This is a genomic window from Mesorhizobium sp. M2D.F.Ca.ET.226.01.1.1, assembly GCF_004022705.2.
GTDB lineage: Bacteria > Pseudomonadota > Alphaproteobacteria > Rhizobiales > Rhizobiaceae > Mesorhizobium.
Window position 1 is genome coordinate 437,966 of the sequence record NZ_RZOY02000005.1, and the last position, 16,088, is coordinate 454,053.

General features: G+C 62.3%; 19 protein-coding genes. 10 read left to right on the forward strand and 9 right to left on the reverse strand.

Translation table 11 applies throughout. The annotated features are described in order from the left end of the window. The first annotated feature begins 9 nt into the window (after positions 1-9). From EN869_RS14755 to EN869_RS14790, 8 genes are all read left to right on the forward strand, one after another. Positions 10-624 (forward strand): DUF1326 domain-containing protein, encoded by a 615-nt coding sequence (locus EN869_RS14755; RefSeq protein ID WP_127226502.1) that lies wholly within the window; start codon positions 10-12, stop codon positions 622-624. Beyond that, positions 621-1,439 (forward strand): phosphatidylcholine synthase, encoded by an 819-nt coding sequence (gene pcsA, locus EN869_RS14760; protein ID WP_167498574.1) that lies wholly within the window; start codon positions 621-623, stop codon positions 1,437-1,439. Before EN869_RS14755 ends, pcsA begins: the two co-directional genes overlap by 4 nt. Before the next feature lie 113 nt (positions 1,440-1,552). Continuing rightward, positions 1,553-2,530, forward strand: a complete 978-nt coding sequence (locus EN869_RS14765) for a quinone oxidoreductase (RefSeq protein WP_127226503.1) — start codon at positions 1,553-1,555, stop codon at positions 2,528-2,530. Between the two features lie 272 nt (positions 2,531-2,802). After that, positions 2,803-4,380: an ABC transporter ATP-binding protein gene (locus tag EN869_RS14770; protein ID WP_167498575.1), complete on the forward strand. Its 1,578-nt coding sequence runs from the start codon at positions 2,803-2,805 to the stop codon at positions 4,378-4,380. Beyond that, entirely contained in the window at positions 4,377-5,501 is a 1,125-nt protein-coding gene (locus EN869_RS14775) for an ABC transporter permease (RefSeq protein WP_127226505.1), read from the forward strand. Before EN869_RS14770 ends, EN869_RS14775 begins: the two co-directional genes overlap by 4 nt. Further along, positions 5,501-6,421, forward strand: a complete 921-nt coding sequence (locus tag EN869_RS14780; protein WP_127226506.1) for an ABC transporter permease — start codon at positions 5,501-5,503, stop codon at positions 6,419-6,421. Before EN869_RS14775 ends, EN869_RS14780 begins: the two co-directional genes overlap by 1 nt. A 51-nt stretch (positions 6,422-6,472) precedes the next feature. After that, positions 6,473-7,540, forward strand: coding sequence for a BMP family ABC transporter substrate-binding protein (locus tag EN869_RS14785; RefSeq protein WP_127226507.1), 1,068 nt, complete (start codon positions 6,473-6,475; stop codon positions 7,538-7,540). Positions 7,541-7,868: 328 nt separating this feature from the next. Beyond that, a complete protein-coding gene (locus EN869_RS14790; RefSeq protein ID WP_127226508.1) occupies positions 7,869-8,306 on the forward strand; it encodes a hypothetical protein in 438 nt (145 codons plus the stop codon). Positions 8,307-8,398: 92 nt separating this feature from the next. Here the strand turns inward: EN869_RS14790 and rimO are convergent, their stop codons facing one another. The 3 genes from rimO to EN869_RS14805 form a co-directional block, all read right to left on the reverse strand. Continuing rightward, a complete protein-coding gene (gene rimO / locus EN869_RS14795) occupies positions 8,399-9,712 on the reverse strand; it encodes a 30S ribosomal protein S12 methylthiotransferase RimO (RefSeq protein ID WP_127226509.1) in 1,314 nt (437 codons plus the stop codon). Between the two features lie 173 nt (positions 9,713-9,885). Next, the gene (locus tag EN869_RS14800; RefSeq protein ID WP_127226510.1) at positions 9,886-10,572 is read right to left on the reverse strand and encodes a TerC family protein; all 687 of its coding nucleotides are present in this window, start codon (positions 10,570-10,572) and stop codon (positions 9,886-9,888) included. A 168-nt stretch (positions 10,573-10,740) separates the two neighbouring features. Beyond that, positions 10,741-11,148, reverse strand: a complete 408-nt coding sequence (locus tag EN869_RS14805; protein ID WP_167507038.1) for a DUF930 domain-containing protein — start codon at positions 11,146-11,148, stop codon at positions 10,741-10,743. On the opposite strand from EN869_RS14805, the gene EN869_RS34220 reads away from it, so the two are divergent. Beyond that, positions 11,129-11,392, forward strand: coding sequence for a hypothetical protein (locus tag EN869_RS34220; RefSeq protein WP_127416697.1), 264 nt, complete (start codon positions 11,129-11,131; stop codon positions 11,390-11,392). The two genes, EN869_RS14805 and EN869_RS34220, sit on opposite strands and share 20 nt — an antisense overlap. A 3-nt stretch (positions 11,393-11,395) precedes the next feature. Here EN869_RS34220 and EN869_RS14810 read toward each other — a convergent pair whose 3' ends face one another. Beyond that, positions 11,396-11,944, reverse strand: a complete 549-nt coding sequence (locus tag EN869_RS14810; RefSeq protein ID WP_127226511.1) for a J domain-containing protein — start codon at positions 11,942-11,944, stop codon at positions 11,396-11,398. 575 nt (positions 11,945-12,519) lie between these two features. Between EN869_RS14810 and EN869_RS14815 the strand changes: the two genes are divergently transcribed. Continuing rightward, complete coding sequence (locus tag EN869_RS14815) at positions 12,520-12,762, forward strand: hypothetical protein (RefSeq protein ID WP_128334340.1); 243 nt, start codon at positions 12,520-12,522, stop codon at positions 12,760-12,762. 40 nt (positions 12,763-12,802) lie between these two features. On the opposite strand, the gene EN869_RS14820 is transcribed toward EN869_RS14815, so the two are convergent. The 5 genes from EN869_RS14820 to EN869_RS14835 form a co-directional block, all read right to left on the reverse strand. After that, positions 12,803-14,560, reverse strand: coding sequence for a hypothetical protein (locus tag EN869_RS14820; protein WP_128334339.1), 1,758 nt, complete (start codon positions 14,558-14,560; stop codon positions 12,803-12,805). Between the two features lie 109 nt (positions 14,561-14,669). Further along, entirely contained in the window at positions 14,670-14,834 is a 165-nt protein-coding gene (locus EN869_RS34405) for a hypothetical protein (RefSeq protein ID WP_189384633.1), read from the reverse strand. Further along, the gene (locus EN869_RS14825) at positions 14,831-15,190 is read right to left on the reverse strand and encodes a hypothetical protein (protein ID WP_128334338.1); all 360 of its coding nucleotides are present in this window, start codon (positions 15,188-15,190) and stop codon (positions 14,831-14,833) included. Before EN869_RS14825 ends, EN869_RS34405 begins: the two co-directional genes overlap by 4 nt. A gap of 280 nt (positions 15,191-15,470) precedes the next feature. Then, positions 15,471-15,818 carry a hypothetical protein gene (locus EN869_RS14830; protein ID WP_128334337.1) on the reverse strand — a complete coding sequence of 116 codons (348 nt, stop codon included), beginning with the start codon at positions 15,816-15,818 and terminating at the stop codon, positions 15,471-15,473. Then, the gene (locus tag EN869_RS14835) at positions 15,818-16,078 is read right to left on the reverse strand and encodes a hypothetical protein (protein ID WP_189384635.1); all 261 of its coding nucleotides are present in this window, start codon (positions 16,076-16,078) and stop codon (positions 15,818-15,820) included. The genes EN869_RS14830 and EN869_RS14835 overlap by 1 nt, the downstream gene beginning before the upstream one ends. Between the last annotated feature and the right edge of the window lie 10 nt (positions 16,079-16,088).

Below are 16,088 nucleotides of genomic sequence, written 5' to 3' on the forward strand. Positions count from 1 at the left end.
GAGAATTCGATGACCGACCAAAGCTGGGCGATGAAAGGGGAGCTGGTACTCTCCTGCAATTGCACGGTTTTCTGTCCTTGCGTGCTGTCGCTCGGCAGTCATCCGCCGACGGAAGGCTACTGCCAGACCTGGGCGGGCTTTCGCATCGATGCCGGCCATTTCGGCGAGGTCGACCTTTCGGCCCTCAATCTCGGGCTGATCATGGAAATCCCCGGCTATATGAGCCGCGGTAACTGGACCGCCGGCCTGTTTATCGACAAGCGGGCGTCGGTCTATGCGGTCAAGGCGCTGACCAAGATCTTCACCGGCAAGGCCGGCGGCACCACCTCGCTGCTGTCGATCCTCGTCGGGAAATTCCTCGGCGTCGAGCAGGTGCCGATCACCTATGAGACGCGCGACAAGACGCGCGTCTTCCAGATACCGAAGATCATCGACGGCGCGGTGACGCCGATTGCTGGCAAGGACCGCGAGAAGGATACAGTGATCACCAATTCCGAATATTGGATCGCGCCGGAAATCATCGTGGCGAAGTCCGACAAGAGCAAGATGCGCGCCTTCGGCCGCAACTGGAATTTCGCCGGCCGCTCGGCCGAAATCTGCAAGCTGGACTGGCGGGGACCGTGAGCAAGAACACAGCAGCCCGCAAAGCAGCCAAGAAGATCGCGGAGCGGCTCCCGCTGCCGAAGAAGAAGGTGACGTGGCCGCAGGCGCGCGCTTTCTCGGTGCATCTGCTCACCGCGTCGGGCTCGTTTCTGGCCTTCCTGTCGCTGGTCGCCGCCAGCGAGGAGCGCTGGACCTCGATGTTTTGGTGGCTGGGCCTGGCACTGTTCGTCGACGGCATCGACGGGCCGATCGCCCGCAAGCTCGAGGTCAAGGAAATCCTGCCGACGTGGTCGGGGGAATTGCTCGACAACATCATCGACTACGTCACCTACGTGCTCATTCCGGCCTTCGCGCTCTATCAGCGCGGCTTCATGGGCGAGAACCTGTCCTTCCTGTCGGCCGCCATCATCGTCGTCTCCAGCGCGATCTACTATGCCGACACCGGCATGAAGACGAAGGAGAACTTCTTCAAAGGCTTTCCGGTCGTCTGGAACATGGTGGTGTTCACGCTTTTCGTGATCGAGCCGGGGCAGTGGGTGTCTTTCGCCGTGGTGGTGGTGGCCGGCATTTTGACCTTCCTGCCGATCAATTTCATCCATCCGGTGCGGGTGGTGAGGTTGCGGCCGGTCAATCTCGGCATGACGCTTTTGTGGTGCGCCTTCGGCGCGCTGGCGCTGGCGCAGGCAGCCCTTGCCGCCTTCTATGACAAGATCGGCGTGCTCGGCGAACAGGTCAGCGATTTCACCAAGATCGGTATCACGATCACGGGCCTCTATCTCGCCTGCATCGGGGGCATCATGCAGATGTTCCCCAACCTTGGCGCCAAGAAGTCCTGAGCCTGGATCAGGTTAAGAGTTGGTTGAAGCGTCATGCTGACCTAGCTGTCTATAGACGCATGGTCTGTCTGGATCATGCTTCAGTGTTGTTCCCGACCCAAGGGAGTTGAGCGATGTCCAAGGCAATCCGCATCCACGCCCATGGCGGCCCCGAAGTGCTGACCTACGAGGATGCCGATCCCGGCCAGCCGGGCGAAGGACAGATCCTCGTCCGGCATACGGCGATCGGCCTCAACTTCATAGACATCTACCACCGTTCCGGGCTCTATCCGCCGCCCGGCGGCTTTCCGCTGATCCCGGGCGGCGAGGCGGCCGGCGTGGTGCTGGCGCTGGGCGCCGGCGTCGACTGGCTGAAGCCGGGCGATCGCGTTGCCTACGCGGTCAATGTCGGCGCCTACAGCGAGCAACGGGTGATCGCCGCCGACCGTGTGGTGAAAGTGCCCGACGGCATCAGCGACGAGCAGGCAGCGGCAATGATGCTGAAAGGCATGACGGCCGAGTATCTCCTGCGCCGCACCTATCCGGTGAAAGCCGGCGACACGATCCTCTACCATGCGGCCGCGGGTGGCGTCGGCCTGATCCTCGGCCAATGGGCGAAGCATCTCGGCGCGACGGTGATCGGCACCGCGAGCTCCAAGGACAAGATCGAGCTCGCGAGAGCACATGGCTTTGACCATGTCATCAACTACAAGGAACAGGATTTCGTCGCCGCTGTTTCGGCCCTGACGCAGGGCCGCAAATGCGATGTCGTCTACGACTCCGTCGGCGCGGACACTTTTCCAGCATCGCTAGACTGCCTGCGGCCGCTCGGCACGTTCGCCAGCTTCGGCCAGTCTTCCGGGGCGATCCCGCCTTTCTCCATGTCGATCCTGGCGCAGAAGGGCTCGCTCTTTGTCACGCGTCCGACGCTCTTCGTCTACAACGCCAGGCGCGAGGACATGGTGAAGTCGGCGGAAGCGTTGTTCGACGTGGTCAAGAGCGGCGCCGTGAAGATCGTGATCAACCAGCGCTATGCGCTGAAGGACGCGGCGAAGGCACAGGCGGATCTCGAGGCCCGTAAGACGACGGGAACGACCGTTCTCATTCCCTGAAACTGGAGCAAATGATGTAGCGCTAAAACCGCTTCACGTTTTTCGGCATCATCCTCGAACCGGCTGCCTTGTTCTTCAGCGATTTGCCGTGCCCGAAGGCACGGCTTGTTTGAAAAGCGCTGCGGATTTGCCGTTGTTCTCAAGAGGTCTATCTTAGCCCTTGAGTTTCCGCTGAAATTCTTGAAGCTCTTTCAAGTTGGGTGCTGCTTTCCGATGGGAGCCGGCCGCGCATACCATGATCGCGGGAACACAGAACATATCCGGGATACTGGATGGGAGGCACTGTGAGTGCAAATCATGACAGGGCGAACCTGCTCGAGGTTCGTGGCCTTACGAAGACCTTTGGCACGCTGACCGCGTGCGATCACATCGATCTCAACATCGCAAAAGGCGAGATCCACGCGCTGCTCGGCGAAAACGGCGCCGGCAAGTCGACGCTGGTCAAGATGCTGTTCGGATCGCTCGAGCCGAACTCGGGTGAGATCTTCTGGGACGGCAAGCCTGTCAAGATCACCAGCCCGGGCGTGGCCAAGAAGCTGGGCATCGGCATGGTGTTCCAACACTTCTCGCTGTTCGAGGCGCTGACGGCGGCCGAGAACATCGCGCTTTCGCTCAATGATGGTTCGCCAATCAGCACCATTGCCGCCAAGGCAAGGGCGCTGTCCTTCAGCTATGGCCTGCCGCTCGATCCGGACTCGCTGGTCGGGGACCTCTCCGTCGGCGAACGCCAGCGCATCGAGATCATCCGCTGCCTGTTGCAGACGCCGCAGCTCATCATCCTCGACGAGCCGACCTCGGTGCTGACGCCGCAGGAGGCCGACAAGCTGTTCGAGACGCTCGAGCGGCTGCGCTCAGAGGGCAAATCGATCCTCTACATTTCGCATCGGCTGGAAGAGGTCAAACGCATCTGCGACCGCGCCACGGTGCTGCGCCACGGCAAGGTTGTCGGCCATTGCAATCCGCGTGAGGAGACGGCCGCGTCGCTCGCCCGCATGATGGTCGGCAGCGAGGTGAAGGCCGTGGTGCGCGCGCCGGCGGAAGGCATCGAAACCGCGCCGGCGCTGCTGGAAATCCGCGGCCTCAGCCGCAAACCTGCGACGCCCTTCGCCATTCCGCTCAAGAACATCAACCTCACAGTGCGCGCCGGCGAAGTGATCGGCATCGCCGGTGTTGCCGGCAACGGCCAGGGCGAATTCTTCGAATCCGTCTCCGGCGAGGTGCTGCAGCAGGATGCCGGTTCCGTGCGCATCCGCGGCAAGGATGCCGGCGCTATCTCCATCACCGGACGCCGCCTGATGGGCGCTGCCTTCGTGCCGGAAGAGCGCCTCGGTCACGGCGCGGCGCCGCGCATGAAGCTCTCGGAGAACCTTTTGCTGTCGCGCCATGCCACCGATGGCAAGGCCTTTGTCGGCTCGGGCGGCATGGTCAAGAACGGTTCCGTCTACAGCGCCGCCCAGCGCATCATCACGGCCATGGACGTGCGCAAGAGCGCGCCCGATCCTGAAGCGGCCGCACTGTCGGGCGGCAATCTGCAGAAATTCATTGTCGGCCGCGAGCTCGACCGCAAGCCGAGCGTCATGGTCGTCAACCAGCCGACCTGGGGCGTCGACGCAGGTGCGGCAGCGCATATCCGCCAGGCGCTGATCGAGCTTGCCCGCAGCGGTTCGGCGGTGCTGGTCATCAGCCAGGACCTCGATGAGTTGTTCGAACTTTCGGACGCGATCGCCGTCATGCACAACGGCGAACTGTCGAAACCGCTGCCGATCGCCGAGGCGACTTTCGAGAAGATCGGCCTGTTGATGGGCGGCGCAGAGCCCGGCCACGCCGAACACGGAATGGAGGTGGCATGATGCGCATCGAACTGGTCAAACGCCCGCAGCGCTCGGCGCTGTTCTCCATGCTGTCGCCCTTCATCGCCTTCGCGCTGACGATCATTGCCGGCGCCATTATGTTCGCATTGCTCGGCGTCAATCCGCTGGATGCATTCAACATCTATTTCATCCAGCCGATCAGCGAAGTCTGGCAATTGCACGAGCTGGCCATCAAGGCGGCGCCCCTCATCCTGATCGCGGTCGGGCTGTCGGTCTGCTACAAGGCCAACATCTGGAACATTGGTGCCGAAGGCCAGTTCATTTTCGGAGCGATCTTCGGCTCGATCATCCCGGTGCTGTTCCCGCAATTCGAAGGCCCGTTCGTGATCCCGCTGATGCTGTTGCTGGGCATGATCGGCGGTGCGCTCTACGCGTCGATCCCGGCGTTTTTGAAGACACGCTTCAGCACCAATGAGATCCTCACCAGCCTGATGCTGGTCTATGTCGCGCAGCTCTTCCTGGACTGGCTGGTGCGCGGCCCATGGCGCGATCCGCAGGGCCACGGTTTTCCGCAGACCATCCAGTTCGGCGACTGGGCGGTGCTGCCTCAGCTGATGCCCGATGACGGCCGCGCCAATTGGGGTTTCGTCTTCGCGCTGGTTGCCGCCGTGGCGATCTGGCTGATGATGAGCCGCATGCTGAAAGGTTTCGAGGTGCGCGTGCTGGGTTCCAGCCCGAGGGCAGGGCGCTTCGCCGGCTTCGGCTTCAACAGGATGGTGTTCTTCACCTTCCTCCTGTCCGGCGCGCTGGCCGGCCTGGCGGGCATTTCGGAAGTGTCCGGTGCCATCGGCCAGTTGCAGCCGGTGATCTCGCCCGGTTACGGCTTCACCGCCATCATCGTCGCCTTCCTTGGCAGGCTCAATCCGCTGGGCATCGTGGCCGCGGGTCTCGTCCTGGCGCTGACCTATCTCGGCGGCGAAGCGGTGCAGACCGCGCTCGGCATTTCCGACAAGGTGGCGCGCGTCTTCCAGGGCATGCTTTTGTTCTTCGTCCTCGGCTGCGACACGCTCATCCACTACCGCATCCGCCTGATCGGCCTGGCGCTGACGAACGGTGCTGCGAAACTCGAAGCAGCGCCCAAGCTCGAGGAGGCCCGCTGATGGACATCACCATCAACATCCTTTTGACCATCGCGACCGCGGCGACGCCGCTGCTGATCGCAGCGATCGGCGAGCTTGTGGTCGAGCGCTCCGGCGTTCTCAATCTGGGCGTCGAAGGCATGATGATCATGGGTGCCGTTGGCGGCTTCGGCGCCGGATACCTCACCGGGTCGCCCTGGATCGGCCTGCTTGCCGCAATCATCGTCGGCGCGCTGTTCTCGCTGCTCTTCGCCGTCATGACGCTGTCGCTTGCGACCAACCAGGTGGCGACCGGCCTGTCGCTGACGCTGCTCGGCCTCGGCCTGTCGGGCATGATCGGCACCAGCTTCGTCGGCCAGCCGGGCGTGCGACTGCCCAATCTCGATATCCCAGGGCTCAGCTCCATCCCGGTGGTGGGCAAGCTGATCTTCGGCCAGGATCCGGTGTTCTACATCTCGATCGCATTGACCGCGGCCGTCATGTGGTTCCTGTTCAGGACGCGCACCGGGCTTACGCTGCGCTCGATCGGCGACAGCCACACCTCCGCGCATGCGCTCGGCATCAAGGTGATCCGCTACCGCTATCTCGCCGTGATCTTCGGCGGCGCCTGCGCCGGTCTTGCCGGCGGCCACCTGTCGCTGGTCTACACGCCGCAATGGGTCGAGAACATGAGCGCGGGCCGCGGCTGGATCGCGCTGGCGCTGGTGGTGTTCGCGTCCTGGCGTCCGTGGCGGGTGCTGGCCGGCGCCTATATCTTCGGCGCGGTGTGGATCGGCCAGCTTCATGCACAGGCTTTTGGCATTCCGGTGCCGTCGCAGTTTCTTTCTTCGCTGCCCTATCTGGCAACCATCGTGGTTCTCGTTCTAATCTCGCGCAACAAGCGGCTGACGATGATGAACACGCCGGCTTCGTTGGGGCAGCCATTCGTTCCGGATCGTTGACGACAACAAAAAGACGGGAAGCTCCAAGGCTTAACTCAGAGAGGTAACACTATGAAAAAACTGCTTATTGCGTTGATGACAACTGTCGCGGCCCTGTCGGTCGTGGCAACCGCCGAGGCGGCCGACAAGCTGAAGGCTTGCTGGGTCTATACTGGCCCGATCGGCGACTTCGGCTATTCCTACCAGCACGACCAGGGCCGGCTCCAGGTCGAGAAGGCGCTCGGCGACAAGGTCGAGACCGCCTATCTCGAAAACGTTTCGGAAGGCCCCGACGCCGACCGTGCCTTCGAGCGCCTGGCGCGCGAGAAGTGCAAGATCATCTTCGGCACTTCCTTCGGGTTCATGGACGCCGAGGTGAAGGTCGCCAAGAAATTTCCCAAGGTGATGTTCGAGCATGCCACCGGTTACAAGACCGGCAAGAATCTCGGCATCTACAACGCCCGCTTCTATGAAGGCCGCTACGTGCTCGGCCAGATCGCGGCCAAGGAATCGAAAAAGGGCCTTGCCGGCTACATTGTCTCCTTCCCGATCCCGGAAGTGGTGATGGGCATCAACTCCTTCATCCTGGGCGCGCAGTCGGTCAATCCCGACTTCAAGGTGAAGATCGTGTGGGTGAACTCCTGGTTCGATCCGGGCAAGGAAGCCGACGCCGCCAAAGCGCTGTTCGACCAGGGCGCCGACATCATCGTCCAGCACACCGACTCGACCGCCGCGCTGCAGGTCGCCGAGGAGCGCAAGCTGCACGGCTTCGGCCAGTCCTCCGACATGATCAAGTTCGCGCCGAACGCGCAGCTGACCGCGCTCACGGACGAATGGGGCCCGTATTATATCAGCCGCGTCAAGGCGGCGCTCGACGGCACCTGGAAGCCGGACAATGTGTGGCTCGGCATCAAGGACGGCGCGGTCAAGCTCGCGCCCTTCACCAACATGCCCGACGACGTCAAGGCGATGGCAGAGGCGACCACAAAGAAGATCGCCGGCGGCTGGAACCCCTTCACCGGCCCGGTGTCCAAGCAGGACGGCACGCCATGGCTGAAGGACGGCGAGGTCGCCGACGACGGCACGCTGCTCGGCATGAATTTCTACGTAAAGGGCATCGACGACAAGCTGCCGCAATAGGCGGCTACGGCATTTCGGACCGGAGAGGGCGCCGCAGAGCGCCCTCTTTCGTTTGCAAGATCGATTGGCAGACTTTTTTGCGCGTTGGACGGGAGCTGGACCCGATTTTTGCCAGCCGGCTAAAGATCGTTCAGCGGCCTTGCGTGTCGAGTATTTAAAGTCAACTTCGCTTCATATTTTATGAATTCGGCATTTTACAAGGCAAGTGCAGTATTGTTGGCGGTTGCGTAATCGCTTTCACATACACCGCCGGCCTCTACTTCCATGTTGATTGCGCAACTTAGACGAAACCAGCTGGCGTGACAGAGCGCCCGCAGAAGGGGGTCTTATGCAATTGAACAAGAAGCTTCTGGCAATCATCGGGAAACGCTTTCCCGCCATCTACGACGTCATCCCGCGCGGACCACAGGGTGTGCTTGCGCGGGTCGCACTCAATCCGCAGCCGCTGCCGCCGCATGAACTGGGCGCCGCGGTCGCCGAGGAATTTGTCCGCTACTTGTGGGTGGCCGAGCGGGGCGGGCTCGATATGAAGGCTCTGGTGAGCGATCTCGACGACTGGTGCCCCACGCGGCCGAAGATCCCGAAGCTGCCGCCGTGGTGGGGACCGTTTCCGCCTGAGCCGGAGCCGCGCCCGGAGTGGTTCGTCGACTACCATCTGGGGTTTGCCGCTCGGCTGTCGGCGGTCGAACGCGGCACGCGCCTCGACGAGACTCTCGGTCAGGTCATCGACCGTTCGCTCGCAGCAATCGAGACGGTGAAGCTCTGACGAGGCGCCGAAAAAGCTGAGGGCTGTCAAAAGAATCCAGGGGCGCCGCAGGGCGCCCTTTTCCATTCAAGACGTCTGCTGTCGCGCAGGTATCAGACCGCCGAGCCGTAGAGATCGTAAGCGTCCGCGCGGTCGATCTTGACCGTGACGATCTCACCGGCGCGCAGCGGACGCCGCGACTGGATGTGAACCGAGCCGTCGATCTCCGGCGCATCATATTTGGTGCGGCCCTTGGCGGACGTGCCATGCGCCTCATCGATCAGCACCGGCAGGCGCTTGCCGACCTTCTTGGCCAACTGCGCGGCGGAAATCTTCTGCTGGCGCTGCATGAAACGATGCCAGCGCGCTTCCTTGACCTCCTGCGGCACCTGCTCGAGACCGAGGTCGTTGGAGCGCGCGCCCTTGACCGGCTCGTATTTGAAGCAGCCGGCGCGGTCGATTTTCGCCTCGTCCAGCCAGTCGAGCAGCATTTGGAAATCGTCTTCCGTCTCGCCGGGGAAGCCGACGATGAAGGTCGAACGGATGGCAAGATCCGGGCAGACCTCGCGCCAGCCGCGGATGCGGTCCAGCGTCTTCTCGCCATGCGCGGGGCGGCGCATGGTCTTCAGCACCTGCGGCGAGGCGTGCTGGAAGGGAATGTCGAGATAGGGAAGGATTTTTCCCTCCGCCATCAGCGGGATGACGTCGGCGACATGCGGATAGGGATACACGTAATGCATGCGTATCCAGATTCCGAGCTTGCCGAGCTCCTCGGCGAGGTCGAGGAATTTCGCCCGCACCTCGCGGTCGCCGAACATCGAGGTCTGGTACTTGATGTCTATGCCGTAGGCGCTGGTGTCCTGCGAGATGACGAGGATTTCCTTGACGCCGGCCTTGGTGAGTTTTTCCGCCTCGCGCAGCACGTCGGCGGCAGGCCGCGAGACGAGATCGCCGCGAAGTGCGGGAATGATGCAGAAGGTGCAGCGGTTGTTGCAGCCTTCGGAAATCTTCAGATAGGCGTAGTGGCGCGGCGTCAGCTTCACGCCTTGCGGCGGCAGGAGGTCGATATAGGGATCGTGTCTCGGCGGCGCGGCCTCATGCACCGCGGCCATCACGCTCTCATAGGCTTGGGGACCGGTGATCGCCAGCACATTGGGATGTTTTTCGCGGATGACCTCCGGCTCGGCGCCGAGGCAGCCGGTGACGATGACGCGGCCGTTTTCGGAAAGGGCAGAGCCGATGGCGTTGAGCGACTCGTCGCGCGCGGAATCGAGGAAGCCGCAGGTGTTGACCACGACAAGGTCGGCGCCATCATGCTTGCGCGCAATCTCGTAACCTTCGGCGCGCAGACGAGTGATGATGCGCTCGGAATCGACGAGCGCTTTCGGACATCCAAGACTGACGAAACTGACGCGTGGGGCGGACATAAACGTGCTTCCAGGAGATGAGAGCGAGATCGAGGGTTGAGCCTCAGGCTCTGAAGATCTACAGAGGACGGCTTTGAGCCGTTTCGCGCGGCGCAATAGCACGCTTCGGCCGAGAAGCAAACCTGCCCGTCGACCAGAGCAGGAAGCAATCTGGCCGCAGCCCTGGTGGAACGTCAGTGGCCGTCCGATCCGAACCAGGGCGCCAGGAAGGCGAAATGGTCGGGAAACTGCTGCACGGCGCCGCCCAGAAGCATGTTCACCGCGACGTAAAGGATGATCAGCAGGCCGATATAGGCAATCCAGCGATATCTGTGCAGCAGGCGTGCGACAAAGGAGGCGGCAAAGCCCATCAGCGCGATCGACAGAGCCAAGCCGATGATCAGCACGGTCGGGTGTTTCATGGCCGCGCCGGCGACGGCCAGCACGTTATCGAGCGACATCGAGACGTCGGCGATCACGATCTGCCAGGCGGCCTGCGAGAAGGTCTTGCGTAGTGCCTTGCCGGCGACCTTGCCGTCCTGGTTGTAGTCGCCGTTCGACAGCGCTTCGGTCGCGTCGCGCTCATCCTCGTGGCTGACGCGCAGCTCTCGCCACATCTTCCAGCATACCCACAAAAGCAGAAGTCCGCCGGCAATGAGCAGCATCGGGCCGATGCTCAGCAACCATTGCGTGATCAGGGCAAAGATTATGCGCAGGACGGTAGCCGCCGCGATGCCGACGAGGATGGCTCGTTTGCGCTGATCCGCCGGGAGTCCGGCGGCCGCCAGGCCGATCACGATTGCGTTGTCGCCGGCGAGCGCGAGATCGATTGCAACAACCTGGATGAGGGCTGAAAGGCCCGCGGCAGTGAATATTTCCATAGACTAGAAATCCTTGCCTGAAATGAGCGTCGCCTTTAGCCAGACGGCCCTAAAGGCATGGTCCGGCGGCGTCAAGACGCGAGCTTGGACATCGCCGCAAAACGATACCCATTGCTCAAGCTCTTACGGATTTCGGGTGGCCGCCGTCCCTGGCGGGCGGGCGGAAAACTAGTCGTAGAGATTATATTTGGCCCAATCGGCTTCCGGGATCTCGTCGCCGATCTTGTAGAGGAACTGCAGCACTTCCATATGGTCCGGCGCGGTCTGGCATTTGAACTTCAGCCGATACCACTGACCTTTGCTGCGGAAGGCTGCGCCGGAGCTTTTGATGGCGTCGGCGCTCATCTGCGGCGTGGCGAAGGCATAGGCCACGACGCGATCGGCCTTATAATTGTGATCGTCGTGACTGATCCGATCGAGCACCTCGGCGTCGCACCGCTGCTCGAGGCGGGTTTCGGGATCGAGTTTCATCAGACCGGCGCGCAACGCATTGTCCATCGCCTTGGCCGGCAAGACCAGCGTCAGCGACGCCAGAACCATCAGGCAGAGCTTTTTCATGGGCGCGACAAGCAGCATATTTTGTCAGAGAAATCAAATAACGCCGCTTCACCAACGGTTGACCGCCATGGATGCCCGGAGCGCTTCGGTCCAGGAACTGGTAAAGCGACTCGGCCCGGATCACGGCTCTATGCATTGGGACCTGGTGAAGGTGATCTTCTGCCACGAATGCCGTGCCGCCGGCCGCGATGACCGAAATCTTCAGTTCACCAACCATGCGATGACGCCAGAGCAGCGGAAGGGCTGGACACCTTGCCCGTGATGTTTAGCTGACCGCGTTCTCCAGCAATCTTGTAGCGACCGGCCGGCTGTCCTGCGGGTCTGAATAGGCGCGATCGATGCCTTGCACGGTAACGGCGAATGTCCCGTTCTCGGTCCTGCCAATGAAGCCCTTTGCCTTCAGGTACCAAAGGTGAAACTCAAGATGCTCGCGTGGGCAACCTGACAATCGCTCAAGCTCTTCATCTCCGATACCTGGGTTGTTTACGTCTTGTCGGCGCCTCGCGCAAAGCAGCGATAACACTCTCGCCTGGACGATTGAATCTTTCTCGACCACCTGAGGATCGCTTGCTTCCTGAGTCAACTCACGGCTCTGGCTCAGATATTGTCCGTATAAAATGTCGTACTGCGCGCGAGTGGCGGGATCTCTGAGCGTGTTGTGCGCCTCCACGAGGTCGCCAAAGCGCCGTTCATCGCCAGTCTCGCGATTGTCTGGGTGGTAGCGTTTAGCGAAGTATCGGAATATTCGCTCTATGGTTTCCGCTGTCGCCCTCGGGCTGATTTCCAGCAGTTCGTAATAGTCAACGAATGTCATCGTGGTGCTTCCCCAAGCCACCACCCCCAAGATACATTCGCGCAGGCCCCAAGTGCGAGCAAGCGACCAGGACATTAATTCCACCGAATAGTTAATTTCCAAGTGGAGCGGCTTAATCGCGTCGGGGAGAAGCTGCAGAGGCGCTCGAAGTGGATGCCATGGAGGAGTGAAGCATATGTTTAGGCTATCCCAGTCTTTGGCCCGGCGGCTTCGGCTCCCGGGCCTTTCATGTCCGGTTAGGGCAAAAGTTATGGCACAGCCGGAAAACGCCGCTTAAGTAATTGAGTTTATTAGAATTGTGGCGGAGGGAGTGTCCATAAAATGGATGCTGCCAAGTATCTGTTTTAGCTTCATCTTTTTTGGTGCGGTGCGACAAAATACCCGGCTCAATATCCGGCCGGCGTTTAAACGGCCTCACGGCCAGCCCTTCCGCTTGGCACCCGCCTTTTGGCGGGCCGTCGTACGCGTTTACTACATCAGCCTATTCGCGCTGACCTTGCGTGAGCGGAGGCCGCACATATATGCGGCTCAGCCGGATGCCGCCCGGCCAAAATCTCCGGCAAAAGGAACATCGAATGGCAGATACCAAGAATTACACATTCTACAGGACCAAGGCTGGCCATCGGCTGGCTGTCGAAACCGGCAAGCTTCCTGACCAGTTCAACACGGACGAATTGGTGAAGCTCCGGGAGATGAACGAGAATGACACGCCGAAGGCCACGCGGGACGCCGTCGCTGCCAAGGGGTTCGAACTCACCAAGCCCGATAAGCCGACCTTCACCTATACGGAAGGAACGCCACCGCCTGTGAAGCGCTAAACTCGGCAGCGAACGCTAAAGCCCGGCCAGAGAAATCGAGTTAGATAAGGCATTCGTTCATGGCCTGCACAAGGTCGTCGTGGCTTTTCAGCTCGGCGAGAATGTCTCGGATCGAACGCGTTTCCACATTGCCATCTGCGTCGCGGCCGAATGGGATTACGGTATCCATGTCGATGGCGCCAGAGCGCTGGCCAAGCTCGATCATTTCACCGGAGCCGAACTGACCGGCCGGTGGCCTGGTCGGCTGCGGTGCGGCGCCTTCCGCCACCGCCTTGGGCGGCTCGGGCGGGATGATCCGCACCTTGGGACCGTCCCCGGCGCTCGCCTTGGCAAGCTCCCGCTCGATCGCGTCTGACGGGGAAGGTGAGCGCGTTTGACCTACGGGGCCAAGGCCACTGTCGACACTGCCGAGTGCCGTCGATTTCTTCGCGCCGGCACCGTTCGCGAAGTCGGCCACGATCTTCGACCGCTGGAGCCGCAGCGTGTCAGCGGCGTTGCCAATGTCCTGGCGACGGGCGACAAGCGCCTGCAAATTGGCATTGGCGGCTTCGCCACTGGCCAGCGCGGTTTCCGCCTGGGCCTTGTCGCGGCTGAGCTGGCCAAGGGAGCGCTTGTCGGTGGTGTCCGCGATCTGCGCGTTTAGATCAGCCAACTTTGCACGTTTGCGGAAAATCTCGTCGGCCGGGATGGCACTTTCCTGCCTCGCCTGTATCTGCGTGTCGAGCTCCGCTGCGGCCTTGCCAGTCTCGCCGATGCGGGCCGTAAGCTCGGCCAGCTGGCGGTTTGTGTTGGCAACCGCGCTGGCATCAACGCCGTTCGGCAGTCGATCGAGCAGCCTGGACAGAGGCGCCGACGTGCCGCCGAAAAGCTCGTCGCTTTCACGGCTGGCAAGCGCTGCCGGCGAGAGCGACGGCGGCGATGACGCCAAGCCGGGCAGGTTCAACGGCGTATCCCGCCGCAGCGCGTCGAGCACCTGACCGGTATGGGTGCCTTCGGCAATGCGGCTGGTGCCATAGGGAGAGGGGCCGATTGCCTCGCCGGCCTCGTGCGCCAGCGCCGCCGACGCGATGTCGGGGGCAGCGGCGCCGAAGCGCTTGGCGATAGCGCGGAGGCCCGCGGCAGCCCCTTCGCCGCCAAGGTGCAGCACGCCAGCGCCAAGGCCGGCCGCCGCGATCTGCACCGCTTCATCCTCTGGGGTGAGGGCATCCTTGCCTAGCAAGAGCCGCTGCGTGTCGGCGGAGCCCGATATAAGCTCACCGGCCTCGGCCACGGAGTTCATGCCAATCTGTGCGCCGACCCGGGCCAGGATCGTCTTGCCGGCGCCGCCAAGCGCAAGCGTCGCCATATTGATTGGATCACGCGGCGTCATCGAGCCGACGACGCTGCCGGCGATGTCGCCCACGACGCCCATATCCGTCGCGCGGCCGGCCACGTCGAGCGCGTCGGCTTCCTTCTGCCGCGCATTCAACTGCACCTGCTTGAACATCTGCTCGTATGTGAGCAGTCCGTGCTGCTGCGCCAGCTCGTCGTATTTGACGATCTGCGCCTCGGCCTTGGTGCGGTACTCCTGGCGCATGGTGTCGTTCACGGTGTCGTCACCAGCGATGTAGTGCATGAAGTCCTGCTGATACGGGCCGGTAGCGCTCGATGGCGGATAGAAGGCGCCGGGAAACACTGCCGGGAGCCGCGTGCCCGTCGCCTTGTAGAGGGCGTCGAGCTGCGTCTGTTCCAGATTGGACATGTCCTGCTGAGCGGCGAACGCGGAGTGTGCATGGTACATGTCCGAAACTGCGGCCATGAAGTTGGCGGCAAAGCCGGTCTGCGGGCCGGCGGTGATGCCGTCAGCCGCAGTCGGCAGGATGTTAGGGTCGGGCTGGCCGTCAAAGAAACTCATGGGGGATTTCCCTTCACTGGAAACGCTGTGGTGCGGCGGGGTGCACGATGTTGAAGGTGGAGGCTAGGATTTCGGCGGCGCGCGCATCGAAGGCCGCTTTTGCCCAAGCGAGCCGCTCCTCATAGTCGCGCCGCGCCTCCGCAAGAGCCTTGGCCGTTTTCCGATCAAGCAGGCTCATGGCCGCATGTCCTGTGGCAAGAGGGGGTAGACTTCGCTCATCACGGCCGATCCGCGCGGATCGCCGCCCATTGAGAGCGCGAAGGCATTCTGGAAGCGATGGGCCAAGATGCGGTCTATCCGCTTGACCGCCGCGGCTACTTTGGCTCGGCGATGCAACAGCGCGTATCCCGCTGTCTTAGCCGCAGCATAGCCAGCGTGTCGCGCTGCTTCGCTGGCGTTGCGACCGTTGGCGTAATAGCGGGCCAGGAACTCGACTTGTTGCGGAGTGAGGTCGGCCAGGATAGTCCAAATCGGACCAAGGCCCGCGATCACGGGCGGCAACTCGGGAAAGCTGATAGGGGGCGAAGCGAGCATATCAGTAACTGGCTGTCACGGAGGGCTGAGCGTGTCCTTGTCGAGGACTGGCTTCTGTTCTTGGGGCCGCGTTGCCACGGTCTGAGTGCTAGGCTTTGTGGTCGACTTGGTGCTGGTCTGGTTTGCCATTTGCGTTACCTTTCATGCTGCTGGGGTGACGGTTTGGCCGGAGGGGCGGCCGATGGCCGACGCTCCCCCTGGCGCTTCTGCTGGAGCTGCTTCGATTTCGCCTCGAACCTCTTGGCGTCGGAGCGGTTTGAATGCCATGTGGTGCGCTTGCTCACGAGCGGCCTCCGAGATCGCGATAGATGCCAAGGCGGCCCGCGACGCCGGCACTCTCAGCGGCCTCCAGTGACGCGTTTTGGCGCTGACGCTCCACCTCATCGGCTGCCACCTGCGCGGGCTTGTCCCTGGCGGCGATCAATTCCAGGCCCCTGCGCTCGGCGAGGCGGGCTTGGTGTTGTGGATGACGAACGTCGAGCAGCACGTCGCCCACGGCCTTATCGGCATTCAGGGCGGCTAGGCGAGCGCGCGCCTCGGCGGGTGTTCCAGGCAGCATGGGGCTGCCATCGTTGGCCATAAGGAGGTTGGAGCCCTGGAACTGGCTCGGGATCACTGTGTCGGTCATTAGAACCACCCTTGTATGCCGCCCAGGCGACGGGGCGCCGGGTCTGAATTGATCTTTTCGCCAGCGGCTTCCGCATTTGCCGCCGCGACCGTCGACTTGCGCTCCTGATCGGCACGGCGAGCAACTTCTGCCTCCGCCGCTGCCGTCGCGCGGCGGCGCACAATCTCCGCCTTCATGGCAGCGTCGGCTTCGGCCAGCTCTGCTTTCGAGCGATTATCCGGCGCCGGCTGGCCAAGGGTGGCCGCGAGCGGGTCGCGCAACAGGATGTGT